The sequence below is a fragment of the Lactococcus taiwanensis genome (assembly GCF_017068355.1).
GTDB lineage: Bacteria > Bacillota > Bacilli > Lactobacillales > Streptococcaceae > Lactococcus > Lactococcus taiwanensis.
The window spans coordinates 1,453,857-1,480,811 of the sequence record NZ_CP070872.1 but is presented as its reverse complement, the minus strand read 5'-3'; the positions used below and the strand labels follow the sequence as shown (position 1 = coordinate 1,480,811).

Annotated in this window: 27 protein-coding genes; 23 read left to right on the top strand and 4 right to left on the bottom strand. The window is 39.3% G+C overall.

What is annotated here, in order from left to right:
- Window positions 1-38 precede the first annotated feature (38 nt).
- The 7 genes from JW886_RS07280 to JW886_RS07250 all read left to right on the top strand — a co-directional run bounded on the left by JW886_RS07280 (window position 39) and on the right by JW886_RS07250 (window position 6,941).
- Complete coding sequence (locus JW886_RS07280) at window positions 39-1,514, top strand: UbiD family decarboxylase (RefSeq protein WP_075525419.1); 1,476 nt, start codon at window positions 39-41, stop codon at window positions 1,512-1,514.
- A gap of 43 nt (window positions 1,515-1,557) precedes the next feature.
- Window positions 1,558-2,130, top strand: a complete 573-nt coding sequence (locus JW886_RS07275) for a UbiX family flavin prenyltransferase (protein ID WP_075525420.1) — start codon at window positions 1,558-1,560, stop codon at window positions 2,128-2,130.
- Window positions 2,123-2,554 (top strand): prenylated flavin chaperone LpdD, encoded by a 432-nt coding sequence (lpdD, locus tag JW886_RS07270; protein ID WP_205871710.1) that lies wholly within the window; start codon window positions 2,123-2,125, stop codon window positions 2,552-2,554. Before JW886_RS07275 ends, lpdD begins: the two co-directional genes overlap by 8 nt.
- 274 nt (window positions 2,555-2,828) lie before the next feature.
- Window positions 2,829-3,350 (top strand): bifunctional pyr operon transcriptional regulator/uracil phosphoribosyltransferase PyrR, encoded by a 522-nt coding sequence (gene pyrR / locus JW886_RS07265; protein ID WP_075525421.1) that lies wholly within the window; start codon window positions 2,829-2,831, stop codon window positions 3,348-3,350.
- Between the two features lie 48 nt (window positions 3,351-3,398).
- Window positions 3,399-4,691 carry a uracil-xanthine permease family protein gene (locus tag JW886_RS07260; RefSeq protein ID WP_075525422.1) on the top strand — a complete coding sequence of 431 codons (1,293 nt, stop codon included), beginning with the start codon at window positions 3,399-3,401 and terminating at the stop codon, window positions 4,689-4,691.
- A gap of 183 nt (window positions 4,692-4,874) precedes the next feature.
- Window positions 4,875-5,804 carry an aspartate carbamoyltransferase catalytic subunit gene (locus tag JW886_RS07255; RefSeq protein ID WP_075525423.1) on the top strand — a complete coding sequence of 310 codons (930 nt, stop codon included), beginning with the start codon at window positions 4,875-4,877 and terminating at the stop codon, window positions 5,802-5,804.
- A gap of 63 nt (window positions 5,805-5,867) precedes the next feature.
- Window positions 5,868-6,941 (top strand): carbamoyl phosphate synthase small subunit, encoded by a 1,074-nt coding sequence (locus tag JW886_RS07250; protein ID WP_200407165.1) that lies wholly within the window; start codon window positions 5,868-5,870, stop codon window positions 6,939-6,941.
- Window positions 6,942-7,246: 305 nt separating this feature from the next.
- Here the strand turns inward: JW886_RS07250 and JW886_RS07245 are convergent, their stop codons facing one another.
- Both JW886_RS07245 and JW886_RS07240 read right to left on the bottom strand, forming a co-directional pair.
- Window positions 7,247-7,963 carry a glycoside hydrolase, family 25 gene (locus JW886_RS07245; RefSeq protein ID WP_231097857.1) on the bottom strand — a complete coding sequence of 239 codons (717 nt, stop codon included), beginning with the start codon at window positions 7,961-7,963 and terminating at the stop codon, window positions 7,247-7,249.
- A gap of 50 nt (window positions 7,964-8,013) precedes the next feature.
- On the bottom strand, window positions 8,014-8,352 hold the full coding sequence (locus tag JW886_RS07240; RefSeq protein WP_205871709.1) for a YjgN family protein: 339 nt from the start codon (window positions 8,350-8,352) through the stop codon (window positions 8,014-8,016).
- A 362-nt stretch (window positions 8,353-8,714) separates the two neighbouring features.
- Here JW886_RS07240 and JW886_RS07235 point away from each other — a divergent pair, with 362 nt between their 5' ends.
- The 15 genes from JW886_RS07235 (at window position 8,715) to JW886_RS07165 (ending at window position 22,397) form a co-directional block, all read left to right on the top strand.
- Entirely contained in the window at window positions 8,715-8,915 is a 201-nt protein-coding gene (locus JW886_RS07235) for a cold-shock protein (RefSeq protein WP_075525426.1), read from the top strand.
- Between the two features lie 267 nt (window positions 8,916-9,182).
- Window positions 9,183-10,391, top strand: a complete 1,209-nt coding sequence (locus JW886_RS07230) for an amidohydrolase (RefSeq protein ID WP_205871708.1) — start codon at window positions 9,183-9,185, stop codon at window positions 10,389-10,391.
- Between the two features lie 315 nt (window positions 10,392-10,706).
- On the top strand, window positions 10,707-10,907 hold the full coding sequence (locus JW886_RS07225; RefSeq protein ID WP_205871707.1) for a hypothetical protein: 201 nt from the start codon (window positions 10,707-10,709) through the stop codon (window positions 10,905-10,907).
- A gap of 97 nt (window positions 10,908-11,004) precedes the next feature.
- Window positions 11,005-11,475, top strand: coding sequence for a hypothetical protein (locus tag JW886_RS07220; RefSeq protein ID WP_200407168.1), 471 nt, complete (start codon window positions 11,005-11,007; stop codon window positions 11,473-11,475).
- A gap of 139 nt (window positions 11,476-11,614) precedes the next feature.
- Window positions 11,615-11,860: a type B 50S ribosomal protein L31 gene (locus JW886_RS07215; protein WP_075525430.1), complete on the top strand. Its 246-nt coding sequence runs from the start codon at window positions 11,615-11,617 to the stop codon at window positions 11,858-11,860.
- A 131-nt stretch (window positions 11,861-11,991) separates the two neighbouring features.
- On the top strand, window positions 11,992-12,522 hold the full coding sequence (locus JW886_RS07210) for a DUF177 domain-containing protein (RefSeq protein WP_075525431.1): 531 nt from the start codon (window positions 11,992-11,994) through the stop codon (window positions 12,520-12,522).
- 159 nt (window positions 12,523-12,681) lie between these two features.
- Complete coding sequence (locus tag JW886_RS07205) at window positions 12,682-13,374, top strand: response regulator transcription factor (RefSeq protein ID WP_075525432.1); 693 nt, start codon at window positions 12,682-12,684, stop codon at window positions 13,372-13,374.
- An 11-nt stretch (window positions 13,375-13,385) separates the two neighbouring features.
- Window positions 13,386-14,858 carry a HAMP domain-containing sensor histidine kinase gene (locus JW886_RS07200; protein ID WP_075525433.1) on the top strand — a complete coding sequence of 491 codons (1,473 nt, stop codon included), beginning with the start codon at window positions 13,386-13,388 and terminating at the stop codon, window positions 14,856-14,858.
- 225 nt (window positions 14,859-15,083) lie between these two features.
- Entirely contained in the window at window positions 15,084-16,325 is a 1,242-nt protein-coding gene (locus tag JW886_RS07195; protein WP_205871706.1) for an ammonium transporter, read from the top strand.
- Window positions 16,326-16,384: 59 nt separating this feature from the next.
- Window positions 16,385-16,726, top strand: coding sequence for a P-II family nitrogen regulator (locus JW886_RS07190; RefSeq protein WP_075525435.1), 342 nt, complete (start codon window positions 16,385-16,387; stop codon window positions 16,724-16,726).
- Window positions 16,727-16,911: 185 nt separating this feature from the next.
- A complete protein-coding gene (gene murD, locus JW886_RS07185) occupies window positions 16,912-18,273 on the top strand; it encodes a UDP-N-acetylmuramoyl-L-alanine--D-glutamate ligase (protein WP_205871705.1) in 1,362 nt (453 codons plus the stop codon).
- A gap of 138 nt (window positions 18,274-18,411) precedes the next feature.
- A complete protein-coding gene (gene murG / locus JW886_RS07180) occupies window positions 18,412-19,485 on the top strand; it encodes an undecaprenyldiphospho-muramoylpentapeptide beta-N-acetylglucosaminyltransferase (RefSeq protein ID WP_075525437.1) in 1,074 nt (357 codons plus the stop codon).
- Window positions 19,482-20,612 (top strand): cell division protein FtsQ/DivIB, encoded by a 1,131-nt coding sequence (locus JW886_RS07175; protein ID WP_205871704.1) that lies wholly within the window; start codon window positions 19,482-19,484, stop codon window positions 20,610-20,612. The genes murG and JW886_RS07175 overlap by 4 nt, the downstream gene beginning before the upstream one ends.
- Window positions 20,613-20,888: 276 nt before the next feature.
- On the top strand, window positions 20,889-22,202 hold the full coding sequence (gene obgE / locus JW886_RS07170) for a GTPase ObgE (protein ID WP_200407172.1): 1,314 nt from the start codon (window positions 20,889-20,891) through the stop codon (window positions 22,200-22,202).
- A gap of 24 nt (window positions 22,203-22,226) precedes the next feature.
- Window positions 22,227-22,397: a hypothetical protein gene (locus JW886_RS07165; RefSeq protein ID WP_075525440.1), complete on the top strand. Its 171-nt coding sequence runs from the start codon at window positions 22,227-22,229 to the stop codon at window positions 22,395-22,397.
- 36 nt (window positions 22,398-22,433) lie between these two features.
- Here JW886_RS07165 and JW886_RS07160 read toward each other — a convergent pair whose 3' ends face one another.
- Both JW886_RS07160 and queA read right to left on the bottom strand, forming a co-directional pair.
- Entirely contained in the window at window positions 22,434-23,030 is a 597-nt protein-coding gene (locus JW886_RS07160) for a hypothetical protein (protein WP_205871703.1), read from the bottom strand.
- Window positions 23,031-23,087: 57 nt separating this feature from the next.
- A complete protein-coding gene (gene queA / locus JW886_RS07155) occupies window positions 23,088-24,125 on the bottom strand; it encodes a tRNA preQ1(34) S-adenosylmethionine ribosyltransferase-isomerase QueA (protein ID WP_075525442.1) in 1,038 nt (345 codons plus the stop codon).
- A gap of 339 nt (window positions 24,126-24,464) precedes the next feature.
- On the opposite strand from queA, the gene JW886_RS07150 reads away from it, so the two are divergent.
- Window positions 24,465-26,903: a lectin-like domain-containing protein gene (locus tag JW886_RS07150; RefSeq protein WP_205871702.1), complete on the top strand. Its 2,439-nt coding sequence runs from the start codon at window positions 24,465-24,467 to the stop codon at window positions 26,901-26,903.
- The last annotated feature ends 52 nt before the right edge of the window (window positions 26,904-26,955 follow it).

Genomic DNA, 26,955 nt, shown 5'->3' with positions numbered 1-26,955 from the left:
CCTTAAAATAAAGTTATCAAAATAAATGGAGGGTTCAAATGAGCAATCAACCTTGGGACTTGCGCAAAGTCCTTGATGAATTAAAAGAAATTCCAGATCAATATCATGAAACAGATGTGGAAGTTGATCCTGAAGCAGAGTTATCAGGCGTCTTTCGGTATATTGGAGCAGGGGGGACAGTTGAACGTCCAACAAAAGAAGGACCTGCGATGATGTTCAATAAAATCAAAGGTTTTCCAGGTGCCCGTGTTTCTATCGGTACCATGGCTAGTCGTCGCCGAGTAGGACAAATCCTTCACAGTGATTGGAAAACGTTAGGACGTCATTTAAAAGAAGCGGTTGAAAATCCTGTTAAACCCGTTAAGGTTTCGAAAAACGAGGCTCCTGTCCAAGAGGTTGTTCATTTGGCGACAGATGCTGATTTTGATATTCGAAAATTGATTCCGGCACCTACAAATACGCCTGATGATGCTGGTCCTTACATTACGATGGGGCTGGTACTTGGCTCAGACCCAGAAAAGACAATGTCTGACGTTACCATTCACCGGATGGTTTTGGAAGACAAGGATACCATCGGGATGTATATTATGCCTGGTGGACGACATATTGGGGCCTTTCAAAAAATGTTTGAGGCTAAAAATGAGCCCATGCCAGTAACAATTAATATTGGTTTGGATCCCGCTATCTATATCGGAGCAACTTTTGAACCACCAACAACTCCACTTGGTTACAATGAGTTGTGGTGTGCTGGAGCTCTACGGCAAGAACCTGTTCAAACCGTAGATGGTGTGGCTGTGAATGAAGTGGGACTTGCTCGCGCAGAATATGTCATTGAAGCAGAGATTTTACCCAACACCACCATGCAAGAGGATATTAATACAAATACAGGCTATGCGATGCCAGAGTTTCCAGGATACAACGGGGCAGCCAATCCTGCGGTTAATGTTTTAAAAGTAAAAGCTGTAACGCATCGAAAAGATCGTCCTATCATGCAAACAACCATCGGTCCATCAGAAGAACACGTTTCTATGGCTGGTATCCCTACCGAAGCCTCAATTTTAGAGCTGACGGATAAAGCAATCCCAGGTCATGTTTTGAATGTTTACAATCCACCAGCAGGCGGTGGGAAGTTAATGACCATCATGCAAGTTAAAAAATTCTCTGTTAATGATGAAGGAATACAACGTCAAGCGGCTATTCTAGCCCTCTCTGCTTTTAAAGAATTAAAAACGGTTATTTTAGTGGATGAAGATGTGGATATTTTTGACATGAATGATGTCGTATGGACACTTAATACTCGTTTCCAAGGGGATCAAGATGTAATCGTCATTCCAGGAATGCGTAATCACCCACTAGATCCTTCAGAGCGTCCAGAGTACGATCCGAAATCTATTCGGGTGCGTGGAATGAGTTCAAAAACAATTTTGGATGGAACATATCCTTATGATATGAAAGAGGTCTTTAAGCGTGCCCCTTTCATGAAAGTTGAGGACTGGGAAAAATACTTGAAATAAGTGGGGGAGAGCAGAGCGATAGGCTTTCTCTTAAGGTAAAAGAATGAAAAAAAAGAAGATAGTTATTGGTGTTTCAGGTGCCTCGGGATCTATTTATGCGATTCGCTTGCTTCAAGTATTAAAAGAAATACCTGAAGTTGAGGTTCATGGAACAGTGAGTGACTGGGCTTATGAAAATATTCGACTTGAAACAAATTTGAAAAAAGTTGAAGTTAAGGCTTTGTTTGATGTATATTACAATGCACGCGATATGGGAGCTAGTATTGCGAGCGGAAGTTTTCTCCATGATGGGATGGTAGTAGTACCTAGCAGTATGAAAACTGTTGCTGCGATTGCGCATGGTTATTCAGATAATTTGATTGCAAGAAGTGCGGATGTTTGTTTAAAGGAAGGAAGAAAACTGCTCCTTGTTCCAAGAGAAACACCACTTTCTACACTTCATTTGGAAAATTTATTAAAACTATCACAAATGGGGGTTCGTATTATTCCTCCAATGCCTGCTTTTTACAATCATCCTGAAACGATTGAGGACATTGTTAACCATACTGTTATGAAGATTATGGATCAGTTAGAAATTGAAAATCATTTATCAAGAAGGTGGACAGAAGATGCCTGAAATGAAACAGTTTGAAGCAAGTGAGGATGATTTTATCCTCACAGCTAACCTTAGGGTGATCGGCACTGATGTTGTGATAAGTATTGAAGGAGGAACTCACCCCCATGTTGGTGCGGTTACTATGCTGACTGCTAGCGAAAAATTAACAACGCATACCTTTCCAAGCCATGATGGGCGCCGTCATAAAGATGGTGCTTTAGGAGAGAATGTGGCCCATATTTTGCAAGACGTTTTGCAGGGAAGTGCAACGATAACTGCGGGCGTTCATTTTGATGGTATTTCTTGGGAAGGAATCCAAGTTTGTCTGGAGTTAAGTAAGAAACTTGGGATGCAGCTCAGGACATATCTTCAAGCGTACGAGTATGGAGGAAGTGCTCCGCTCTATCAAAAGCTTCCTCCGAAAGAGCAGTGCTCTGAAAAATAAATTTTTGACAAATTTTGAAATCTTTGCTATAATCGTTCTAACCTTTAAGAGTGTCCAGAGAGGCAGGCAAGGTCAGAAATAAACATGTAATTTAATGGTGGAGACTATCCACTTTCTGATACTATACCTGCATTCTCTTGGAATGCAGGATTTTTTTATGCTTGATGAGCAGCTTGCCTATGGAGAAGTCAGCCAAAACACTTTTGAAGCAAGACCACATAATTAATAGTGTTCTGTCAGTTACTGACAGAGCTGTCAGAAGAAAGGAGCCGGGATGGCTAAGAAAGAGATTATTGATGAAATCACGATGAAACGTGCAATTACACGGATTACCTATGAAATCATTGAGCGTAATAAAGAATTAGACAAATTAGTCCTTATTGGAATCAAAACCCGTGGCGTTTATTTAGCTAAACGCATTCAAGAACGCTTGCAACAACTTGAAGGCTTGGAAATTCCATTTGGAGAGCTAGATACTCGTCCATTTCGTGATGATAAACAAGCTCAGGAAGATACGACAGAAATTGACATGGATATCACTGATAAAGATGTAATTTTGGTTGATGATGTGCTCTACACTGGGCGGACAATCCGTGCAGCCATTGATGGCTTAGTCAAACTTGGTCGCCCAGCGCGCGTTCAATTGGCCGTGCTTGTAGACCGGGGACATCGTGAATTGCCGATTCGTGCAGACTATGTTGGTAAAAATATCCCAACAGCTCGTGGCGAAGCCATTATTGTTCAGATGAACGAACATGATGGTGCAGATAGTATTTTAATCAAACGTGAAGATTAAAAAACGCACTGACCAGCCTGTCAGTAGACGGATAGCAAGGAGAAAACAGTGAACGATAATGATATTATCTTAAAGGTAGATGAGAAACCAGCCCCAAGTCAGTGGTTTGGACTCTCGTTTCAACATTTATTTGCCATGTTTGGCTCAACCGTATTAGTTCCAATTTTAGTTGGGATTAACCCAGCGATTGCCCTCTTGAGTTCTGGACTTGGTACACTTGCACACATGAGTGTTACAAAATTTAAAGTGCCAGCTTACATGGGTTCAAGCTTTGCCTATATTGGTGCGATGACCTTACTGATGAAAAATGGTGGAATGCCAGCCATTGCTCAAGGGGCAATGACCGGTGGATTGGTTTATCTGATTGTCGCTTTAATTGTAAAATTTGCAGGTAAAGGCTGGATTGACAAAGTTTTACCGCCAATCGTCGTTGGGCCCATCGTTATGGTCATTGGCTTATCGCTGGCGCCAACCGCAATTAATGATGCCATGTACACGGACGTTGCAAATCTAAAAGGATACAGTTTAGCTTATATCATTATTGCCCTCATCACTGTGTTATCTATTGTCATTTACAGTATTTATGGCAAAGGATTTCTGTCAGTTGTTCCCATTTTACTTGGAATCATCACAGGTTATGTTGCAGCATTGATTATTGGTAAGATTACAGGGATGAATATTGTTTCATTCACTGGAATCTCACATGCTAAATGGCTGACCATTCCGCCAATGGAAATTCCATTTGCCAATTACAAATGGGCCTTCTATCCGTCAGCAATTTTGACCATGGCACCGATTGCTTTTGTCACAATGACGGAGCATTTTGGCCACATTATGGTTTTGAACTCATTAACGAAAAAAGATTACTTTAAAGAACCAGGTCTTGAAAAAACTTTGGCTGGAGATGGAGCTGCTCAGATTATTGCAGGTTTCTTGGGGGCACCGCCTGTAACCTCATACGGTGAAAATATTGGAGTTATGGCAATTACAAAAATTCATTCGATTTATGTTATTGCCGGTGCCGCAGTACTTGCTGTCATTGTCTCCTTCATTGGGAAAATCACGGCGCTTTTACAATCCATTCCAGCACCCGTGATTGGTGGTGCATCAATTGCCCTTTTTGGAGTAATTGCAGCTTCTGGTTTGAAAATTTTGGTTGAAAATAAAGTTAATTTTGATATTAAACGAAACTTACTAATCAGTTCAGTTGTCCTTGTTATCGGGATTGGCGGAATGATTATTAATATCACTCAAAATTTACAAATTTCATCAGTAGCCATCGCGACAATTCTTGGGATTGTTTTAAATCTTGTCTTGCCAAAAGAAACGCAGGAAGTTTAAAGTTTTGATTTACTGACCGACGTGTCAGTAAATTCATGATTAAAAAAATTTTGGTGTAACTAAAGAAGCGTTTAAGACATCAGAAAAAAATGTTCATCAGTATACTGACAGAATTGTCAGTAATGATATTGTCAAAAAATCGATGTGACAGAGAGCACACGGTTAGGGTAAAGGAGACCTAAAATGTCAGTTAAAAATGGTTTAGTCCAATTGTCAAATCTCACAAGCATGGAAGCACTCACTCAAGAAGAAGTGATGGGTTTAATCAAAAGAGCTTCTGCTTTTAAAGCAGGGACAGCAGTTTTTGAATTAGAAAAACAGACTTTTGCTTCCAATCTTTTCTTTGAAAATAGCACAAGAACGCACCACAGTTTTCATATCGCTGAACGAAAATTGGGACTTGATGTTCTTGAGTTTGATGCACAAGCCAGTTCTATCAGTAAAGGGGAGACGCTTTATGACACGATTTTGACCCTTGATGCTCTTGGTGTGGAAATCTGTGTCATCCGCTCAGGAGTGGAGCATTACTATGAAGAATTGGTTAATTCTGAAAATATCCATTGTGCTATTGTTAATGGAGGTGATGGATCAGGACAGCATCCAAGCCAATGCCTTCTTGATCTGATGACCATTTATGAGGAGTTTGGCAAATTTGAAGGATTAAACATTGCCATTTCTGGAGACCTGACACACTCACGCGTTGCTAAATCAAATATGATGATGCTCAAAAAACTCGGCGCGAAGCTTTACTTTACAGGACCTGCTGCTTGGTACAGTGAAGAATTCGATCAATATGGCCGCTATGCTAATATTGACCGGATTCTTCCAGAGTTAGATGTTCATATGCTCTTACGTGTTCAACATGAACGTCATGACAGCAGCGAAAGTTTTTCAAAAGCTGTTTATCACAGTCAATTTGGTCTGACGCAAGATCGTGCAGCCGCCTTGAAACCAACAGCTATTATCATGCACCCAGCTCCCGTTAACCGCGATGTAGAAATTGCAGATGCACTTGTGGAGTGTCCTCAAAGTCGTATTGTTCAACAAATGAGCAACGGCGTTTATACTCGCATGGCCATTTTAGAAGCTATTATTGCCGGAAAAAAAGCATAGCACGCATTGTTTGAGATTATGCTTTAAAATAATGTAGTGGGCCGAAAAAGAAAAGGGAGAAAAATGAATAAAAGACTCTTAATCTTAGAAGATGGGACCATATTTGAAGGGGAAGCGATTGGTGCAACACTTGATGTGACGGGTGAATTGGTCTTCAATACGGGGATGACTGGTTACCAAGAATCGATTACTGACCAATCCTATAATGGGCAAATCTTGACTTTTACCTATCCAATGATTGGCAATTATGGAATTAACAGGGATGATTACGAATCTATTCATCCAACCTGTAAAGCAGTTGTAGTGAGAGAAGCCGCACGCCGCCCTTCAAATTGGCGGATGAAAATGTCTTTAGATGACTTTTTAAAATCAAAAAATATTCCAGGAATTACAGGGGTTGATACGCGTGCTATTACAAAAATTGTGCGCGAGCATGGCACGATGAAAGCCTCATTAGTACAACCACTTGATGGCGTAGAACACCAAATGAGTCAACTTCAAGCAACTGTTCTTCCTACTAATCAAGTAGAAACAAGTAGTACAGTCACCGCCTATTCTTCACCAAATTCAGGAAAAAAAGTTGTAGTCGTTGACTTTGGACTCAAACACAGTATTTTACGAGAACTCTCTCAAAGAAATTGTGACCTTACTGTAGTTCCTTATAACACTCCAGCCCAAGAGATTCTGGGTATGTCACCAGATGGAGTGATGCTGACCAATGGTCCAGGGGATCCTACTGATGTACCCGAGGCCATCGCCATGATCCAAGAGATTCAAGGGAAGGTTCCCCTATTTGGGATTTGTTTAGGCCACCAACTCTTTAGCTTAGCTAATGGCGCCACAACATACAAGATGAAATTTGGACACCGAGGCTTTAACCATGCGGTTAGAGAAATCGCAACGGGTCGTGTGGATTTCACCTCTCAAAACCATGGCTATGCGGTTTCCTCAGAGGATTTACCCGAGGATTTGATGATTACTCATATCGAAATTAATGATCAATCCATTGAAGGAGTGCGCCATCGCCATTATCCCGCTTTTTCTGTACAATTTCACCCAGATGCTGCTCCAGGACCACACGACGCAAGCTATCTTTTTGATGATTTTATGGATTTGATGGATAATTTTAAAAAATAAAGTATTGTTAGGACTCACTTTGTTGATGTTGAGCTTTCCTAAAATCAGAAAAAGTAGCAAAAATAAGAACCTGTTTTCAGAGCAGGTTCTTTTTTATCAGCTATTAAGTGCCTCGAGAATGTTTTTTTCACTTTGTTATTAACATGGTGATCTCCCTTAGAAGCTATTGTTTCCTTATTGCCTCTTCATTTGATTTTAAAAAAATAAAAGCACTTTGTTTAAAAACTTGATGTTGAATATAAAATAAATCCGCCTGCGTTTCACTAAACTTTGGGCGGATTATTTATTTTAATAAAAGTATAGATTTACGGTTGCGCGTATCCGTTACCTTTTGGAGCTAAATGATATCCCTTACTGTTCGCTTGTGCTCGAGTCATGTAGCGATAATTTTTAGGATTTTTGACTTTCGAATAATAAAGATTAGAGTCTGAAACGAAACAGTAACCATTTGCAGCTATGGTCCAACCTCCAGAAGTCGTGTAATTACCATTTGAGGAGTTACTTCCGCTAGCAGAAGAACCGCCACCTTGGACTTTCCATGCTACCGCACCATACTTCCAGCCCCCTTTTAGAAGACTATTTTGTTCAAAGGAATTAGTCGTATAATTATGAGAACCAGACTGCGCGTGAGGGTTATACGCAACGTAAAGATTCACCTTACCCCCAGAATAAAAGGCAGCTTTCCCACCATTATCCCAACGCCATCCCTTATTTACAAGAGTTTGCGCTTCATATTTACTTAAAGTATAATAATGATCTCCACCTGCTGCTTGAGGATTATAGACACGATAGACCGGTTTACCTTGCTTGGCAGCTTGCCAACCAATTCCTTCATAGCTCCAACCTACATTTTGTAGATTGTTCTTTTCTGCTTGGCTTAATGTGTAAAAATGCTCACCTGTGTTATGGTTGTACAAACGATAAACAGGTGAACTCGTAGCTGCATAGGTTTGAGGGGCAGTAATTGCTCCAGCTACGCCTAGCGACAAGAATGCTCCTAGGAATACCAAAAATTTTTTCATAAAATTCTCCTACTAGCTTTTAATGAGGATCAAGTTTTGCTCATTGTTAATTAGTTAATGAATGCTGTATGTTTTACTTTCCAGTCTTCAAGTTTGATAGATACCCAAAATCCATAAATTCCTATAGTAATGACAGAAAGAAGCAACCACTTTATCCAGTTTCCAAAGAGTCCAATGGCTGAGCCATCAAATCTCATCCGGTAACCATTAATAACTGTATGATTAATTTTCCAACCATAAACCATACACAAAGCCCAAGGGTAACATATACCGAAGGTTATGACAGTGATGACTGCTCCTAGTATAGTCCATCCGATAAAACTTAGTAATCCCCCATCAAAAAAGGATTGTCGACCCCATTTAGTTTCGGGCCCATATCCACTATTCATAAAATTCTCCTACTAGCTTTTAACGAGAATCAAGATATTGCTCGTTAATTTGTTAAAAAAATCTATTAGATGCTTTACTACGAGTAGTTTTCCTTAGAGAATTAGAAGTTTTAACACAATCTATTAATTTTTCACACATTTTGGCGAATTTCTCATTTATAATTATACCATTATTATAAAAAAGTTTTAATATTCTCTGGTACTTGCTTTGTAGAGTATTTTTTATTAATCAAGGAGTAAATTTGACAATAGGAGAGGTTAATGTTACTATGAGAGGGTAGATTTTGTCATGAGTTAAATGTTTTTTAGATTCACTTTTCGCAAAATAAAATTTACAATTTTGTCGAAAGGAAATAAACATTATGGCAAATGGAACAGTAAAATGGTTTAACGCTACTAAAGGATTCGGTTTTATTACTGATGAAAATGGTAAAGATTTATTCGCTCACTTCTCAGAAATTCAAACTGATGGTTTCAAGACACTTGACGAAGGTCAAAAAGTGGAATTTGATGTTGGAGAAGGTCAACGCGGACCTCAAGCAGTTAACATCACAAAAGCATAAAGACTTATCTAAGAGTTAGATAGAAGGCCGAGACGATTGTCTTGGCTTTTTTGTATCGATTTTGAAATCAAGGAAAATCATTTTACTTAGTGAGTAAGATAAATAGTGTCTTGTTTGATATAAAGGTTAAAAAGTATTCTTTTATTTATAAAAATAAACGAGGACTTTATGAAAGAAAGTTTTAATAGTTCTCTTGGGTCTAAGAAAAACTTAAGAGCTAGAACTGTGTTAAGATATTAGATAAAGAGGATAGAAGGGAGGGGTGGTATGCAAATCATTCAAGAATTGCTTGAAACTCTAAAAAGCAATGAGCAGGATATGATTAATCTAAGGCGCTATTTTCATCAGCATCCTGAGATTTCCTTTCAGGAAAAGGAAACTTCAAAATACATCCAAGAATTTTATAAAACTTTAGATTGTACCCTAACACAAAAAGGAGAAGGGTATGGTTTTGTTGTAGATATAATAGGGGGCAAACCAGGCATAAAAGTTGCTTTAAGGGCTGATTTTGATGCGTTGGCGGTTTATGAAGAAAATGATCTTTCTTTTAAATCGCAAAATCCTGGCGTGATGCACGCTTGTGGTCATGATGCGCATACAGCTTACATAATGATTCTGGCAAAGGCATTAATTCAGCTAAAAGAGCAACTTCCTGGATCCATCCGAATTATTCATCAGCCTGCGGAGGAAGTCGCTCCTGGAGGAGCAAAGGGGATGATTGAAGATGGTGCTCTAGAGGGAGTTGATCATGTTTTTGGCGTCCACGTCATGACAGGGATGGAAACTGGAACGATTGCTTTTCATTCCGCCGAAACCCAAACAGGGCGGTCTAACTTTACGATTGAGCTACAGGGTCGGGGAGGGCATGCTGCAATTCCTCAACTTAGTAATGATGCTATCATTGCGGGATGTTATTTCGTAACGCAGCTTCAAACTGTCGTTTCAAGGCGGGTGGATCCTTTTGATACAGCGACCTTAACTATTGGCTCTTTTGATGGAGTAGGAACGTTTAATGCGATTAAAGATAGCGTGATATTAAAAGGAGATGTTCGGGTAATGAAAGAATCTACGCGAGAAATGATTGAGCGCCAAATTAGGCAGATGGCAAAAGGACTGGAGCTGACTTTTGGGGTTTCAACAAAAGTAGAGTACGATAATAACTATCCTGTCCTTTATAACGATAAAAAATTGACAGAATTTCTTGTTGAGGTTCTTAAAAAAGAGGAGTTAGCAGACGTCACAGAAGTAGTGGACCTGGGACCACAAACTCCTTCTGAAGATTTTTCGTATTATGGACAGGTAGTGCCTAGTAACTTTTTTTATATTGGGGCACATCCAGACGAAGAAGGAGACTATCCTCATCATAGTCCGCGTTTTAAACTCAATGAAAAGAGTTTGCTTATTGCAGCACAAGCTGTAGGTGTAGTTACTTTACACGATTTGTTTGAAAATCAAGATGATCCATCTCAAGTTTAAAAAAACGCTCTTCTTTGCGTTTATCTCCACAAAGTCGATGCTTTGCCTCTTGTGGCGCATTGCTACTTGACCACTCTTCCATGATATAGAAGGTGGCCATTGATTATAAGTAAGAAGAGGAGCAATTTTAACAAAGAAATGTGCCGACTAACTTACAATTTAGTAAGCGACAAAGGCTTGCCTCGAGTTAGGAGATTATGTTAGAATAATAAATAAAATACACGTTTTAAGAGGAAACTAATGCATAATAAAGGAAGCTTTAAGCACTGTCTCAGCAGATCAATGCAAATCATCGGTTTAATTTTGGTATTTAGAGTGACTAAAAATGCGCTCTTTCATCCAGAGCAGTTTGATCAGGGATTCAGTGAGGTACGGAATGCAACATATCCGATAGTCGGCTCATTGTTAGTTATTGGTACAATTATCAGTTTATGGCTAGCCCTTTCTTTTATTGGTGGCGTGGTTTACTATCTATTTTGCAAATTACGCAATCGGAAGGAATTTTCTACTCCTTAAAAGGATTTTTTAGTGGTTCTTTTTATTACCTCCCCATAACATTTCCGAACACGTCACTTCATATGATAAAATAAATAAAAAAGCTAATGGAGTGCAAATGATAGTTGATTTTGGAAATGTTTGGGATGCGCTTACTGCTATAGGAACGATGGGAGCTGTGATTATTTCTCTTTATCTCACCAGAAAAGATTACAAAAAAAAGCTGCGGATAGATTATTGGGTATCTTATAAAATACTTTCTGGCGAAAAGTTTCCGATTTGGTGTATTGATGTAACGAATACTGGTGTAATTCCTGTTAAAATTTATGAAATTGGAGTTTATCAGAGAAGTAATTTTTTCAAGAGAAGAAGGAGCATTCCATTTTTAGTTCCGCGAGATTTAGAACAAGAAAGTTCAAAATTGCCTGTTCTCATTCAACCCCAGGAGGATGCGACCTATTTTGTAGCGCAAGAAGAGTGGGCGGAAAGACTACAAGATCTTACGTATTCCGCTAACCAGGTTGCATTTTATGTCATTGATACAACGGGTAAATTATATAAAACGAAATACTTTAAAGTTCATTCCTAAAAATTTTTTCTTTGTAAAGTTTTTTTCTTGACAAAATAAAATTAAAACTTGAAATTTAATCCTTATTTTGATAGAATATTTAAGTATTCGTACAACTTTGGTCTGGCAAACAGTCCAAGGCAGAAAGGAAATTCTAACGATGAAACAAAACATCCATCCAAAGTATCAACCAGTAGTCTTCATGGACACTTCAACTGGTTTCAAATTTTTGACTGGTTCAACTAAAGGTTCTAAAGAAACAATCGAATGGGAAGACGGTAACACATATCCAATGATCCGTGTTGAAATCTCTTCTGATTCACACCCATTCTACACTGGCCGTCAAAAATTCCAAGCAGCAGACGGACGTATTGCCAAATTCGAAAAGAAATACGGCAAACAATAATAAGAATGGTCATTCGACCATTTTTATTTTTGCAAAAGGAAGCTGTCTTTTGGCGGCTTTTTATTATGATAAAGTGGAAAAATAAGATAAAATATAGAAAAAAGTGATTAAAAGATGGGAGAGTATTAAGAATGAAATGGTCTTTAAATGAATTAACAAAGAAAAAACAGATTGAGTTTATAGAAAAACTAAAATTACAAGAGGTACTTGCAACACGGTCTACTGAAGTATTGGATAGTACAGCAGTAGAAACTCAAGGAGAAGTAAGTTATGATGATGGGTTATTTTACCTAAACTATCATCTAAAGACAGTGCTGACGTTGCCTTCGTCGCGCAGTCTTAAACCTGTAGACTATCCTCTGGATGTAGTAGTTAGTGAAATCTTTACGACTCAAGATCATTTGGCTCAAAATCCAGAGTTGCTTGAGAATGATTTAATCATAGTGTTAGAAAAAGAGCTAATCGATTTAGATGAATCGGTAGTAGATAACATTTTATTAGAAATTCCTCTCCAGATTTTGGCAGAAAATGAAGAAAATGAAGCACTTCCTGCGGGTAAATTTTGGTCAGTCCTTACTGAGGAAGACTATCAAAGGCAACAAGAAGAGAAAAAAGTAGAGAAAAAATCGCCATTTTCTGGTTTGGATGGTTTGTTTGATTAGATGAGAGTAATCTCATTTATAGATGACAAGGTGTGGGTAGCTGATGTAACCGTTGTTATAGCAAAAAATATAGCAAAAAGGTTGTAGATAAATTAAATTTATATTATAATAGGATTATAAGATAGAAAATAGACAGTGTTTTTAACAAAGGAGAGAAATATGGCATCAAAAAAGATTTTAATTATTGAGGACGAAAAGAATTTAGCACGCTTCGTCTCTCTTGAATTAGAGCATGAAGGGTATGCAACGGAAATCAAAGATAATGGGCGTGCGGGACTTGAAGAAGCCATTTCTAAAGATTATGACTTGATTTTACTTGACCTGATGTTGCCAGAGTTGGATGGATTTGAAGTCGCTCGTCGTTTGCGTAAGGAAAAAGACACCCCAATTATCATGATGACAGCACGTGACTCAACTATGGACCGCGTGGCTGGTCTTGATATTGGAGCGGATGACTATATTACAAAACCTTTTGCAATTGAAGAACTGTTGGCGCGTGTGCGGGCTTTCTTCCGTCGAGAAGAGCATAGCCAAGCAGTAGAGCGAGCTGAAAATACTTCTTTCCGTGATCTTGTGATTGATAAAACAAATCGTACGGTTCACCGTGGAAAAAAAGTTATAGACTTGACACGTCGCGAATATGATCTCCTTTTGACGCTGATGCAAAATGTTGGTGACGTAGTAACTCGTGAGCACTTGGTATCGCAAGTTTGGGGTTATGAAGAAGGAACGGAAACAAATGTCGTTGATGTTTATATTCGTTACCTCCGTAATAAAATTGATGTGGAAGGTCAAGATAGTTATATTCAAACTGTGCGTGGCTTAGGATATGTAATGCGTGAGCGTAAGTAATCGTAGTTATGATGAAAAAAATATTCACTTTTGATACTAAAAAGAAAACGGTAAAGGAAAGCGCGGCTAAGCGAAGTATTATGCTTAGGTGGGCTTTTGCTAATACCGTTTTTTGTTTTATCACCTTTACTTTATTTGCTACTCTGACTTATCAGCTGACCATCAGCTCATTCATCAGAGAAGAGCAGCGTATTTTACTGAAGTCAATGGATAGCGTAGACCAGATTTTGGAAGAGTCCAAAGTTCCTTTAGATGCCGATAATTTAAATAATTTTTTTGAATATACGGCACAGATTCAAGGAGATGATACGGGGATGACTCTGACAAGCCTTGTGGGAACACGCAAGGCTTTCTATATCTACGATGTTAATGGCCAGCTGTTATATGCTACAAATCGACATATTTTTGAAAAACAAAATCTGAAGGATAATGAAATTAAAGAGGTGGAAGGTTCCCACCCAGGATTTTTGGTGGAGCGACGCATTATATCAAAATCTACTGGTAAAGTAGTGGGTTATCTTCAGGCCTTCTATGATACAACCACCTATCACCGGATTTCTAATCTTCTTTTGATTGCACTGCTTATTTTGGAAATCGTGGCTTTAATTATTGCGCAAATCATTGGCTATTTCATGGCGAATTATTTTATGAAACCTCTTGAAAAACTCCATCAGGGAATGCAAAAGATGGCGAATAATCCTAAAAATGAATTCGAGCCGATTCTTATAACGAGTGGAGACGAGATTGAGGAGTTAGCAAATGTTTATAACGATATGATGCAGAAGATGAAAGATTATCTGGAGCAACAAAAACGCTTCGTTTCGGATGTTTCCCATGAACTTAGAACGCCACTAGCTGTGTTAGATGGTCATATTAATTTGCTAAATCGTTGGGGAAAAAATGATCCTGAGATCCTAGATGAGTCACTTCAAGCGAGTTTGGATGAAGTGCAACGGATGAAGAAAATGTTAGAAGAAATGTTGGCTTTAGCACGCCTTGAAAATGTGGACTTGTCTAGCAGTGAGTTGGACAGTGATGTAAGTAAAGTTTGTCAGCAGGCTGTGAAAAATTTTCAGTTGTTACATGAAGATTTTGAAATCTTATTTGATAATCAATTGGTTTACCCCACTCATGCACGAATCTCTGAAAATCATTATGAACAGGGCTTAAGAATCTTGTTGGATAATGCTGTGAAGTACTCGCCTGATGATCGTAAGAATGTAGTGATCAAACTTACGGAAGATGAGGACTACGTGATCACCAGCGTAACTGATCAAGGGATTGGGATTGCCAAAGAAGATATTGAACATCTTTTTGAACGTTTCTTTAGAGCGGATAAGGCGCGCAATAGGGAGATTGGTGGTACGGGTCTTGGCTTATCAATCTTGGCTCGCTTAGCTGAAAATTATCAAGGGGCGGTTGAAGTTTCTTCTGAACTTGGTAAGGGTTCCACCTTTACTTTAAGATTTCCTAAAATAATGTAATCTGCTAGAAAAGTAGGAGCATTGTTTGGTTTTAGGAGAACGTGTAGATTAAAGAGTTATCGTTAGGGTAACTCTTTTTTTTCTTGCCTGTGTCAGGTTATCTAACATGAACAGATAAATAAAATTGCCTTTTCTGGAATTTTATGTTATATTTTATTACATCATTATAAATTCTGAATAAATTGGATAAATTTATTTTGGCGTTCTTTTAAGGAGAGTATTTTTATGGACACAGGCTCAACGGCATTTATTTTAATTTGTGCGGCATTGGTATTTTTGATGACGCCTGCATTAGCATTTTTCTATGGCGGACTTGGACGCCGAAAAAACGTGTTAAACACCATGATGATGTCGCTCGCACCAATGGCTCTGGCTTCTATTTTATGGGTAATTATCGGCTTTTCATTTTCATTTTCAGGAAGTAATAGTTGGGTTGGTAATTTCAACCATTTGTTTATGAATGGCGTGGATATGGCTAAAAATTCACTTTTTCCTGCTAATCATATTCCAGATGGCCTTTTTTCTGGTTTTCAAATGATGTTCTCAATTATCACAGTAGCTCTAATTACGGGATCTGTTGTTGGAAGAATGAGATTTACACCAATTTTGATTTTTATGACTGCTTGGTTAATTTTAGTTTATTATCCTTTGGCTCATATGGTTTGGGGCGGTGGATTTTTGGCTCAAATACATGCGATTGACTTTGCAGGTGGAGATGTTGTTCATATTTCAAGTGGGGTGACAGGACTTGTACTTGCGTTAGTGCTTGGAAAACGTCGAGATTACGAACGTTTAGATTATCGTCCACATAATATTCCTTTTGTTGTTTTGGGCGCTGGTCTCCTATGGTTTGGTTGGTTCGGCTTTAATGCTGGGTCAGCGCTTGCTGCCAATGGTGTGGCAATTAACGCTTTTATGACGACTAATACAGCAGCTGCAGCAGCAATGTTTTCATGGATGATTGTTGAAAAAATATTGATTGGTAAACCTTCAATTGTTGGTGCTTGTTCTGGTGCGGTAGTTGGCTTGGTGGCCATTACTCCAGGCGCTGGTTTTGTTTCTTTATGGTCGTCATTGATTATTGGTCTTTTGGTCAGTCCTTTGTCATACTTTATGATTTCTGTCGTTAAAAAGAAATTGGGATATGATGATGCTTTAGATGCTTTTGGTTGTCACGGTATTGGCGGGATGTTTGGCGGAATTATGACAGGAATTTTTGCAACGCCGGCTTTGGCACCAGAAAAAGGATACGCTGGTTTAATCTATGGCTCTGGGAAATTACTTTTGGCTAATGTATCTGCGGTTGTCTTCACCGTTATTTTCACTGCTCTTGTGAGTTGGATCATTATTAAAGTAATTGCCTTGTTTATGCCAATTCGTGTATCTGACCGTGCTGAAGCGATTGGACTTGACGACAGTGAACACGAAGAAACTGCTTATCCAACCTTCTTAGGTTTGGATTCATAAGATAATTTTACTGACGGCGCGGTCAGTAAAATTTTTAGGTAAAAGTAAGGAAGAAAAAAATGAAAAAGATTGAAGCCATTATTCGGACAGAAAAATTAGAAGACTTAAAAAAGGCACTGGGCGATCATGACCTGGTTCATGGAATGACAGTGTCGCAAGTGTTAGGTTTCGGTGAGCAAAAAGGTTTTACTGAATATTTGCGAGGTCAGCGTATCGAAACGACATTGCTCTCTAAAATAAAAATAGAAATTGTCTCTATTGATGAGCATGTCGATGAAATTGTTGAGGTCATCACTCAAGCGGTGAGGACGGGTGAAGTGGGAGATGGAAAGATTTTCATCCAACCGATAGAGCGTGTGGTTCGAATTCGGACAGGAGAGGAAGATCGCCGAGCGTTGTAGATAAAAGAAGTTGACCAGTGGTCAGCTTTTTTATTTCCTAGTTAAAATCTTACTGACAGCTCTGTCAGTAAAGAGGACTGTTGAAAAAAAGGTCAATTAGGGGTAAAATAGATAAGATAAAGTTGGCAGTAGATACCAGCTAATCAATTTGTCTGGCAAGCTTTCAACTTAAAAAGGAATAGAAAATGAAAAAAATAACGAAATTTAAAGATCAAAAAGTCTTAGTGCTAGGATTGGCTCGTTCAGGTATGGCTGCGGCGCTGGTGTTAAATGAATTGGGAGCAATCGTTACGGTTAATGACGGAAAACCATTTGCTGAAAATAAAGAAGCACAACGCCTTTTGGAAGAAGGAATCAAGGTTATTACAGGCAGTCATCCGATTGATTTACTTGATGAAGATTTTGCATTGATGGTTAAAAATCCAGGTATTCGTTATGATAATCCGATGGTTGAGCGTGCTGAAGCCCTCCATATTCCAGTAATCACTGAGGTAGAACTTGCTTATCTAATCAGTGAGGCGCCAATCATTGGGATCACGGGGACAAATGGCAAAACGACGACTACAACTTTGATTGCTGATATGCTCAATGCTGATGGTCAGTCTGCTAAATTGTCAGGTAACATCGGCTTCCCAGCCTCAGAAGTTGCTGACAAGGCTGTCAGTACGGATACGCTGGTCATGGAACTCTCAAGTTTTCAATTGATGGGAATTGAGACTTTCCGTCCAAAAATTGCGATGATCACTAATCTTTTTTCTGCTCATTTAGATTATCATGGCTCACAAGAAGCTTATGAAGCAGCAAAATGGCGCATCCAAGAGAACATGACGGCTGATGATTATTTAATTTTGAATTTTAATCAGGAAAAGTGTCGTCGTCTTGCTGACCAAACAAAAGCCACTGTTGTGCCTTTTTCAACCAAAGAGCAGGTAGCTGGCGCTTATGCCAAAGAGGGCAATATTTACTATCATGATGAACTCATTATGAAAGTTGCTGACCTTGCTTTGCCAGGAGAACATAACTTGGAGAACGCGTTAGCAGCGCTCGCTGCTGCAAAATTACGCGGCACGAAAAACGAAGCAATTGTGGAAGTTTTGACCACTTTTGCTGGTGTTAAACATCGTTTGCAATACCTCGGCGAAGTCCAAGGACGCAAAGTTTATAATGACAGCAAAGCGACCAATATCTTGGCCACGCAAAAAGCACTTTCAGGCTTTGACAACAGTAAGCTTTGGCTTTTAGCAGGAGGCCTAGATCGTGGCAATGGCTTTGAAGCGTTAGAAAAAGACTTGGAAGGCTTGAAGGGGATGGTTGTGTTTGGCGAAACTGCAGCGAAACTTGAAGCAACCGCTCAAAAGCTTAATCTTACAGTAATGGAGAGCGAAAATGTCGCTACGGCTTTGCAAGAAATCTTCCCGAAAACTTCAGTAGGTGATACGATTTTACTCAGCCCCGCTTGTGCAAGTTGGGATCAGTACAAAACCTTCGAAGAACGAGGAGACTTGTTCATTAACACTTTTGAAGCCATAAAAAGTAAAAAGGCTTAAGTGTTAAGAAAATCAAAGTTGTAGAATAGTTTTCTTTTAACTAAAAGTTACTGACAGAGTGGTCAGTAAGCTATTTTTAAAGAAAAACGAGTTTTGAGTTAAACTCAATATCCCCAACCTTATTGGAGAAAAATAAATATGCGAATCATCATTACAGGCGGCGGTACAGGCGGCCATATTTACCCAGCGCTTGCTTTTTTAAAGTATTTAAAACAAGAAGAACCAGATACTGAGGTTCTCTATATTGGAACCAAAAAAGGACTAGAAGCTAAAATTGTCCCTGCAGCAGGAATTGAATTGAAAACGGTAGATATTCAAGGATTGCGTCGCTCACTAAGCCCTCAAAATCTCAAAACAGCTTATAAATTTGTAAAGTCAGTTTCTGATGCTAAAAAAATTATGAGAGCATTTAAACCTGATGTGGTGCTGGGAACCGGTGGTTATGTGGCGGGTCCAGTGGTTTATGCCGCTGCGCAGCTGAAAATTCCAACAATTATTCACGAAGGAAACTCCTTCCCAGGAATTACCAATCGTTTTTTGGCCAAACGTGTCGATAAAATTGCTGTAGGTTTTCACGCCGCACAAGAGTACTTCCCTGCTGAAAAAACGACTTTTACAGGAAATCCTCGGGCACAAGAAGTGGCAGATGCCGCTTCGCAAGTTGAAAAATTTGAACAGCCTACCGTTGTTATTTTTGGTGGTTCACGTGGCGCTTTGCAACTTAACAAAGCTTTCATTGAAGCATTGCCAGAACTGGCTAAACGCCCTTTTAAGACTGTTTATGCGTCAGGCGAAATTTACTATGATGATTACAAAGCTATTTTTGAGCAATATAAAACGGCGGCTAACCTTGATATTCGGCCTTACATTAATAATATGACCGAACTTTTAAGTAAGAGTCATCTCTTTTTAGGACGTTCTGGCTCAACCACCATTGCAGAAGTGACCGCTCTTGGTTTACCAGCAATTTATGTCCCAAGCCCTAACGTAACTGCTGATCAACAAACCAAAAATGCGCAAGAATATGTTGATCAAGGCGCGGCTCAGATTATTCCTGATGGCGAACTGACTGGGGAGCGCTTGGTGGAGGCTATATCAGCGATTCTTGAAGACAATGAAAGTTACCAAAAAATGCAAGCTGCAAGCCGCAAAGCAGGTGTTCCTGATGCAAGTGAACGCCTTTACCAACTTGTGAAAGAAATAAGTCGATGAGTGAAAATGAAAATAAATTAACCCCTTGGCAAGAAAAAAATCTTGAATATCAGCGCCGTAAAGCAGCAGAAAAAAAATTAGAAGAAGAGAAAAATACGCCGAAGAAGAGTCGTTTTACTTCGCCTTTTCAAAAGAAAGAAGCTTCTGCGACGACTTCGGAAACTAACGAAGCGGAAAGCTCTGATGAAGCCCTGTCTGAAGAAGAAGTTACATCTGCACCATCAGCAAGCCAAGAAGAAATTATTTTTTCAAAATTAGAACAAACTGCTGAGGAAGTTGAAGAATTACGTAAGCCCCGCCGTTCTTTCTTTGCGGGTTCAGGTCAGGTTTTTAAAAAATTGTGGCCTGCTTTTGTGATTGCTTTGCTTGTTTTTTTAGGTGCAGTCTATGCGGTATCACCTTTAAGCAAGATAGGGAGTTTCACAGTTTCCGGCAACAAAAGCGAGACACCAGAGCAAGTTGCTGTCGCCTCTCAACTTAAAACTGGAGATAGCATATTTAGTATTTTAAGAAATAAAGAGCTTATTGCAACAAAGATTGAAAAAGAATTTCCTCGAATTGCTTCGGTTAACATCACCTTTCGTTTTCCCAACCATTTTGAAGCTGTTGTAACGGAGTATTCTAATAGTGCTTATGTGAAACGCAATGATAAGGACTATATTGTTTTGAGCAACGGTTATGTTATTCCGACACCTGTTGATACTTCAAAACTTGAGAAGCTCCCTGTTTTACAGGATTTTTCAGATGAGCAAGTGAAGCTTTTTGTCAAAGCTTCTGAAAAACTCAAACCAGAGTTAAGAGCGCTCATGACCACGGTCACAAAGACGCCAACAGATGCGACACCGGACTTTATTGCGATTGATATGAGTGATGGCAACCAAGTGCGTGTTCCGCTCAGCCAAATGTCTGAAAAGCTCCCTTATTATCCGAGTATCGCGAAACAAATTGAAGCGCCACAAGTAGTTGATATGGAAGCAAGTATCTATACAAAACCAAAAGAAGCCTATCAGGCTTATCTCTCCCAACTTTCCTCTTCAAAAGCAGCTGCCTCTTCAGCAAAAGAGAAGAAAACAACAGAAAGTTCTACAGATACAACAGAAGCCTCAACTACCACCGCTTCAGAATAAAAGTAAAAGTGATAAATCTTCTTTATCACTTTTTATTATAAGGCAGGCTATAAAAACAACAGATAAAATGCTATAATAGAGAGCACGCATTTTTGTGAATAGTAAGGATTAGAGTAATTTCTAAGCGTATGATCTATTAGAAATTAGCGCAGTGCGACGGGGAGTGAAGGTTTTGTCTTCAGCCTCGCTCAATCCGTTTTCTTAATCTATCCCTTTTTGAGAGAGGCAGATAAAGAAAATGACGAAATATTAAAGAGAATTTAGAGGAGAAACTGTATGTCTTTATTTTTAGATACAGCACGAATTGAGGTAAAAGCAGGTAAAGGTGGCGATGGAGCCGTTGCTTTTCGTCGTGAAAAATATGTTCCAGATGGTGGACCTGCCGGTGGTGATGGGGGTAAAGGTGGCTCTGTCATTTTTAAAGTTGATGAAGGAATGTCAACTTTGATGGATTTCCGTTATAACCGCATTTTCCGTGGTAAACCAGGTGAAAAAGGGATGAACAAAGGAATGCACGGTCGTGGAGCCGAAGATTTGATTGTTCATGTTCCTCAAGGAACGACCGTTAAAGATAACGAAACTGGTGATGTTTTAGTTGACTTGATTGAAAAAGATCAAGAGTTTGTAGTTGCTAAAGGCGGTCGCGGTGGTCGTGGAAATATTCGTTTTGCCACACCACGTAACCCAGCACCTGAGGTGGCAGAAAATGGCGAACCAGGAGAAGATAAAATTCTACTTTTGGAACTTCGTGTTTTAGCAGATGTTGGTTTAGTTGGTTTCCCATCTGTTGGTAAATCAACGTTATTATCCGTTGTTTCAAATGCGCGTCCTAAAATCGGCGCTTACCACTTCACAACCATCACTCCTAATATCGGAATGGTTCAAGTCGGTTATGGAGATAGCTTTGTTATGGCAGATATGCCAGGATTGATTGAAGGCGCACATTCTGGTGCAGGACTGGGAATTCAATTCTTGCGCCATATTGAACGTACACGCGTTCTTCTTCATGTTCTTGATATGTCAGAACTGGAAGGCCGCGATCCATACGAAGATTACAAAACAATCAATGATGAATTAGAATCTTACAATTTACGTTTGATGGAACGTCCACAAATTATTGTTGCCAACAAAATGGATATGCCAGAAGCTGCCGAACGTTTAGCTGAATTTAAAGAAAAATTGGCTGCCGATCTGGGGCCTGATCAAGAAATGCCTGAAATTTTTGAAGTTTCTGGTTTGACTAAAACAGGACTTCAAGGTTTACTTGCACGCACAAGTGAATTACTTGCACAAACACCAGAATTCTTACTTTATGACGAAGATGAATTAGCGGATGAGACAGCTTATTACGGCTTTGAAGAAGAAGAAAAACCATTTAAAGTTTCACGTGATGATGATGGTGGCTGGCGTTTATCTGGTGAGAAGATTGAAAAACTCTTTATCATGACTAACTTCGACCACGATGAATCAGTCATGAAATTTGCTCGCCAAATGCGTGCAATGGGTGTTGATGAAACCCTTCGTTCAATGGGAGCCAAGGATGGCGATTATGTACGCATTCAAAAATTTGAGTTTGAATTCGTAGATTAATTCAAGTAATTTGGGAGAACAATAATGGGATTTAAGATTATTGGTGACCGAGATAAAGACGGAAATTTTATTGCTTCAGCGGACTATTGGACGGATGAACGTATCGATGCGTTATTAAAAAAATATAATCCGCATGGGAAATTAACTTTGTCAAAAGCTCAACAAACAAAAAATGATGAAAAAAAGACTGATTAAGCAGTCTTTTTATTTTTATATTTACTGACAGTTCTATCAGTGCGCTGAGGGTCTGATCAGTTCTTGAAAAACCACTTTGTTTACTGTGGCAGAGGCCTCCGCAACCTTATAAAGAGCATTGCGTTGAAGGCCTTGAACGTGAAGGCTTAAGCTTGCGTGGCTATGTTTTGGTAGATTCTCTGTGATAATTTTATTAGGATTAAAGTCAATATCATCGGGCAGAAGCGAAAGCACAGCTGCTTTATGATAGGTTTTGGTTTGGATGGATTGTTGAGCAATGTGAAAACTAATGGCTTCAGGCTCTGACGGGCCTGTCAGTGACTGAGGAAATCCCGCCAGTAAGGCATTGAAACAAAGATCCTGTCCAAAATTTATCTGCTTCGTTTTCAGGTGGTCAAGCTCGTTTTGTAATAATTCTTTTGCTTGATTAAATGTTAAATTGGGTTGGTAAAAAAATTTTTTACGAATCCGATTTGTGATTTGTTCAAATCCTGTAATTCCTACGACAAAGCCAGCAGGACTTGTTTCAAATTTTTTAAAATGACTTTGGGTCATATTATCTGCTGTGGTGATTTGTCCATCAGAGATGACGCTGATAAAGTCAGGCATCATGACCAAATTAAGAAAACTCATAGAAAATATTCTTTCCTATTACTGACAGACTTGTCAGTAATTTTTTTGCTAAATTTTTTATTTTCTTGTTCGAACGAACATTGCATCACCAAAACTAAAGAAACGATAGCGTTCATCAATCGCATGTTGGTAAGCTTCTAAAACAAAATCACGCCCAGCAAAAGCGGCAACTAGCATAACCAATGTTGACTTAGGTAAATGGAAATTTGTGTTAAAAGCATCGACCACTTTCCAGTCATAGCCTGGTTTGATAAAAATATCAGTCCAGCCTGAGTCAGCTTGAATATCGCCATCGAATTTACTTCCGATTGTTTCTAGAGTACGAATGGAGGTTGTTCCACTAGCTACAATTTTTCCACCGGCAGCTTTTACAGCACGCAATTCAGCAGCAGCTTCTTCGGTTAAGCGATAAAACTCACTGTGCATATGATGCTCATCCACGTTATCAACACTGACCGGTCGGAAAGTACCCAAACCAACGTGAAGGGTCAACTCGACGATTTTTACCCCTTTAGCGGCAATTTTTTCCAAAAGCTCAGGGGTGTAATGTAAACCAGCAGTGGGGGCAGCAGCTGAACCGTTTTCTTTCGCGTAAACTGTTTGATAACGTTCTTGATCTTCCAGTTGCTCGTGAATATAGGGTGGGAGGGGCATTTCACCTAGGCTTTCCAGTATCTCAAGGAAAATCCCTTCATACTTGAACTCTACAATACGACCACCGTGTTCTAAAAGCTCAAGCACGACAGCTTTCAAGCGCCCATCACCAAAAGTTACTTCTTCGCCAACTTTCATTTTACGCGCAGGTTTAGCAAGGGTTTCCCAACGATTTCCGCCCAAGTCTTTGAGCAAAAGGAGTTCGATATGTCCTCCCGTATGAGCGCGTTCACCATGAAGACGCGCAGGCAGTACCCGTGTATTGTTTAAAACAAGCGCATCTCCTGCATTAAGTTCATCAATAATATCATAAAAATGCTTGTCTTGAAGTCCATGATCCTTAGGATCTAAAACCAGAAGGCGAGATTCTGAACGTTTTTCTAAAGGGGTTTGAGCAATGAGCTCCTCTGGTAAATCAAAGTCAAAATCATTTATATTCATCTTTTTATTTATACTCCATTCTTTATTCGTTACTACATTTTTATCATCTGAGCAGTTGGTCTGGTAAAAATTTTCCTGTTTCAAATGACAACTCGACTTTAATTATAGCACTTTTTTTACGAAGACAATGAAATCTTTTTTGATAGCAGCCATGCTTTAAAAATATAAAAAGCGCAGTGCTCGCTAAGCCTTAATAAGATTGGAAACGCTTCTAATATTACGTAAGAATAAAACACGTAATTTTTTCAGTACAAAATTTCCATTTTATGTCTTCGTTTGTAGTAGAATAATATTAAATTGATGTAATATTTAACATACGGTTTAATGGAGAAAAAACGAATGAAAAAGAAGTCGATCTTATTGACAATTGGGACAGTCTCATTGTTAAGTGGAGGAGGAATTCTAGTCAATCAATCCCCCACCCCCCTTTGGGGAACTAAAGTTTATGCAGCAACGACAAGAGAAGTGACAGTATTACCCACTAACTTTTTAGAGTACTTTCAACGAAATGGCTCAGCAGCAAATTTTGCCTACGATACTACAACTTATACTCAAACCCTTACTTCAAATACAGTGAATCAATCTGGTAATGTGACCTTAAAAACGAAGATTGACATGGCAGAAGATTTTAGCTTCACGGGATTGGTAAATTTGGGGGATAAGTCCAGTGCCCAAGGGGGTGCAGACGGAATCGGCTTCCTGTTTCACCCAGGCAATACCAATGATGTGGGGAGCACAGGAGCTGGTCTTGGGATTGCTTCTTTGACAGGAGCCTTTGGTTTTAAATTAGACACTTACTATAATGGTACACCTTCCTCTGGCGCACTAGCTGACCCCCAACAATACGCCAATGGTCAATCTTTTGGTGCCTTTGTAGACGGAACAACAGGTACAGCTGTGACGCAATCAGCTGGTTCACAAGCCATTGCACAACCTACAAATAATACTTTTATTCCATTTACAATTACGTATACTGGAGCGACTAAAATGATGACCGTGACTTACAATAATCAAACGTGGTCCCGGAATGTATCGGATTGGATTGGCAATAACACCTCAATGTCCTTTGCTATAGCGGCTTCTACAGGCGCTTATCGGAACTTGCAACAGTTACGTAATATCGTATTTAGCTACACCGTTGCCCAAGGTACGGTTACTGCTAATTATGTGGATGAAGCAGGAAATCCCATAGCTGATCCTATCACAACAAATGGTGATATTGCGACAGCTTATACAACACAACAACAAGAAATTCCTGGATATACTTTTAAAGAAGTCACTGGTGCCTCGACCACCGGAAGCTATACCCCCAATGATCAAGTGGTTAATTACGTCTATACACGAAACCAAGGGACAATAGATGTAACTTATTATGATGATGTAACAGGACAAATTTTAAGCACCAAGCCCTTGTCGGGTAACACTAACGATCCCGCAAATTATAGCACCGCGGACACTATTCAAAGTTACCTTAATCAAGGGTATGAATTAGTTTCCGATAATTATCCTGCTGATGCTCATTTTACAGATGCCCCACAACACTTTGAAGTCCACTTAACACATGAAAAGGTCCAAACCACGGAACAAAAAGAAGTCAATGAAACTATTCATTATGTTATTGAGGACAATGCAGTAACAGCTCCTGTGGACTATATTGCGACTCCGATTACCTTTAGCCGTTCAGTAACCACAGATAAAGTGACGGGGCAAGCCACTTATGGAGCATGGCAAGCAGATGGAGCAACAAGCTTTGCAGCCGTAAATTCACCCACAGTGACAGGTTATACCCCTGATTCTAAAGTGATTGCTGAAATTTCAAATATCACGGCAGATACAGCAGACATTGTCAAAACAGTCACTTATAAGCGTAATCAAGGGACCATCACAGTTAATTATTTTGATGATGTAACTGGCGAACGCTTAACAACAAAAGAGTTAACTGGTGGAACAGGTGATTCAGTAGATTACACCACTGCACAAACAATTCAAAGCTATCTGGAACAGAATTATGAGAAAGTTTCTGATGCTTACACAGCGGCTGGCGATGTTAAATTTACAGATACACCGCAAGTTTTCGAGGTCCATTTGACCCATGCTACTGATAGTACAACTGAGCAAAAAGTAGTGAACGAAAAAATTCACTATGTTTATGACGATGGTAGCCCAGCGGCAACGGATTATGAAGCACTTCCGATTAGCTTCACGCGCACAGTTACTACAGATAAGGTAACAGGTCAACTTACTTACGGAGCGTGGCAAGCAGATAATGGAACAAGCTTTTCAGCAGTAAGCTCACCAAAAATAACTGGTTACACCCCTAGCCAACAAGTGATTTCAGAAATCACTGGAATTACAGCTGATACACCAAATATTGAAAAAATAGTAGTCTATCGGAAGAATCCACCAATTATTGTGCCACCGGTTATACCAGATATTCCAGCTATACCACAATTCCCAGATCAACCTGAGGTTCCGACTTTACCACAGATTCCAACGGTACCGCAACTCCCTGATCTTCCCAATATCCCCGGAAGACCGAGTGTACCTGTGAGTTCGACGTCAACACCTTCTACAGAAATCCGGAAGGAATATCCCACTGTTAAAATCTCACAAACGCAGCACGCTTCTACCACACCAGTTACTTCGAAAAGTGTGACGAAAGAACAATTGCCAAGTACAGGAGAGAGTAGTCGTTATCGTTTACTGTCAATCTTAGGAGGGATGATTGTTCTCGTTGGAGCATTGCTTCTTATCTTAAACCGAAGAAAAAAACAATAAACTTGGAGTGATGAACACAAAAAAAAGAAGTTGATTCAACTTCTTTTTTTAT

What these genes read in the sequence shown, in the direction of transcription:
- JW886_RS07280 (WP_075525419.1), top strand. Translation starts at nt 39, where the DNA reads ATGAGCAATCAACCTTGGGACTTGCGCAAAGTCCTTGATGAATTAAAA.
- JW886_RS07275 (WP_075525420.1), top strand. Translation starts at nt 1,558, where the DNA reads ATGAAAAAAAAGAAGATAGTTATTGGTGTTTCAGGTGCCTCGGGATCT.
- lpdD (WP_205871710.1), top strand. Translation starts at nt 2,123, where the DNA reads ATGCCTGAAATGAAACAGTTTGAAGCAAGTGAGGATGATTTTATCCTC.
- pyrR (WP_075525421.1), top strand. Translation starts at nt 2,829, where the DNA reads ATGGCTAAGAAAGAGATTATTGATGAAATCACGATGAAACGTGCAATT.
- JW886_RS07255 (WP_075525423.1), top strand. Translation starts at nt 4,875, where the DNA reads ATGTCAGTTAAAAATGGTTTAGTCCAATTGTCAAATCTCACAAGCATG.
- JW886_RS07250 (WP_200407165.1), top strand. Translation starts at nt 5,868, where the DNA reads ATGAATAAAAGACTCTTAATCTTAGAAGATGGGACCATATTTGAAGGG.
- JW886_RS07245 (WP_231097857.1), bottom strand. Translation starts at nt 7,963, where the DNA reads ATGAAAAAATTTTTGGTATTCCTAGGAGCATTCTTGTCGCTAGGCGTA.
- JW886_RS07240 (WP_205871709.1), bottom strand. Translation starts at nt 8,352, where the DNA reads ATGAATAGTGGATATGGGCCCGAAACTAAATGGGGTCGACAATCCTTT.
- JW886_RS07235 (WP_075525426.1), top strand. Translation starts at nt 8,715, where the DNA reads ATGGCAAATGGAACAGTAAAATGGTTTAACGCTACTAAAGGATTCGGT.
- JW886_RS07230 (WP_205871708.1), top strand. Translation starts at nt 9,183, where the DNA reads ATGCAAATCATTCAAGAATTGCTTGAAACTCTAAAAAGCAATGAGCAG.
- JW886_RS07220 (WP_200407168.1), top strand. Translation starts at nt 11,005, where the DNA reads ATGATAGTTGATTTTGGAAATGTTTGGGATGCGCTTACTGCTATAGGA.
- JW886_RS07215 (WP_075525430.1), top strand. Translation starts at nt 11,615, where the DNA reads ATGAAACAAAACATCCATCCAAAGTATCAACCAGTAGTCTTCATGGAC.
- JW886_RS07210 (WP_075525431.1), top strand. Translation starts at nt 11,992, where the DNA reads ATGAAATGGTCTTTAAATGAATTAACAAAGAAAAAACAGATTGAGTTT.
- JW886_RS07205 (WP_075525432.1), top strand. Translation starts at nt 12,682, where the DNA reads ATGGCATCAAAAAAGATTTTAATTATTGAGGACGAAAAGAATTTAGCA.
- JW886_RS07200 (WP_075525433.1), top strand. Translation starts at nt 13,386, where the DNA reads ATGAAAAAAATATTCACTTTTGATACTAAAAAGAAAACGGTAAAGGAA.
- JW886_RS07195 (WP_205871706.1), top strand. Translation starts at nt 15,084, where the DNA reads ATGGACACAGGCTCAACGGCATTTATTTTAATTTGTGCGGCATTGGTA.
- JW886_RS07190 (WP_075525435.1), top strand. Translation starts at nt 16,385, where the DNA reads ATGAAAAAGATTGAAGCCATTATTCGGACAGAAAAATTAGAAGACTTA.
- murD (WP_205871705.1), top strand. Translation starts at nt 16,912, where the DNA reads ATGAAAAAAATAACGAAATTTAAAGATCAAAAAGTCTTAGTGCTAGGA.
- murG (WP_075525437.1), top strand. Translation starts at nt 18,412, where the DNA reads ATGCGAATCATCATTACAGGCGGCGGTACAGGCGGCCATATTTACCCA.
- JW886_RS07175 (WP_205871704.1), top strand. Translation starts at nt 19,482, where the DNA reads ATGAGTGAAAATGAAAATAAATTAACCCCTTGGCAAGAAAAAAATCTT.
- obgE (WP_200407172.1), top strand. Translation starts at nt 20,889, where the DNA reads ATGTCTTTATTTTTAGATACAGCACGAATTGAGGTAAAAGCAGGTAAA.
- JW886_RS07165 (WP_075525440.1), top strand. Translation starts at nt 22,227, where the DNA reads ATGGGATTTAAGATTATTGGTGACCGAGATAAAGACGGAAATTTTATT.
- JW886_RS07160 (WP_205871703.1), bottom strand. Translation starts at nt 23,030, where the DNA reads ATGAGTTTTCTTAATTTGGTCATGATGCCTGACTTTATCAGCGTCATC.
- queA (WP_075525442.1), bottom strand. Translation starts at nt 24,125, where the DNA reads ATGAATATAAATGATTTTGACTTTGATTTACCAGAGGAGCTCATTGCT.
- JW886_RS07150 (WP_205871702.1), top strand. Translation starts at nt 24,465, where the DNA reads ATGAAAAAGAAGTCGATCTTATTGACAATTGGGACAGTCTCATTGTTA.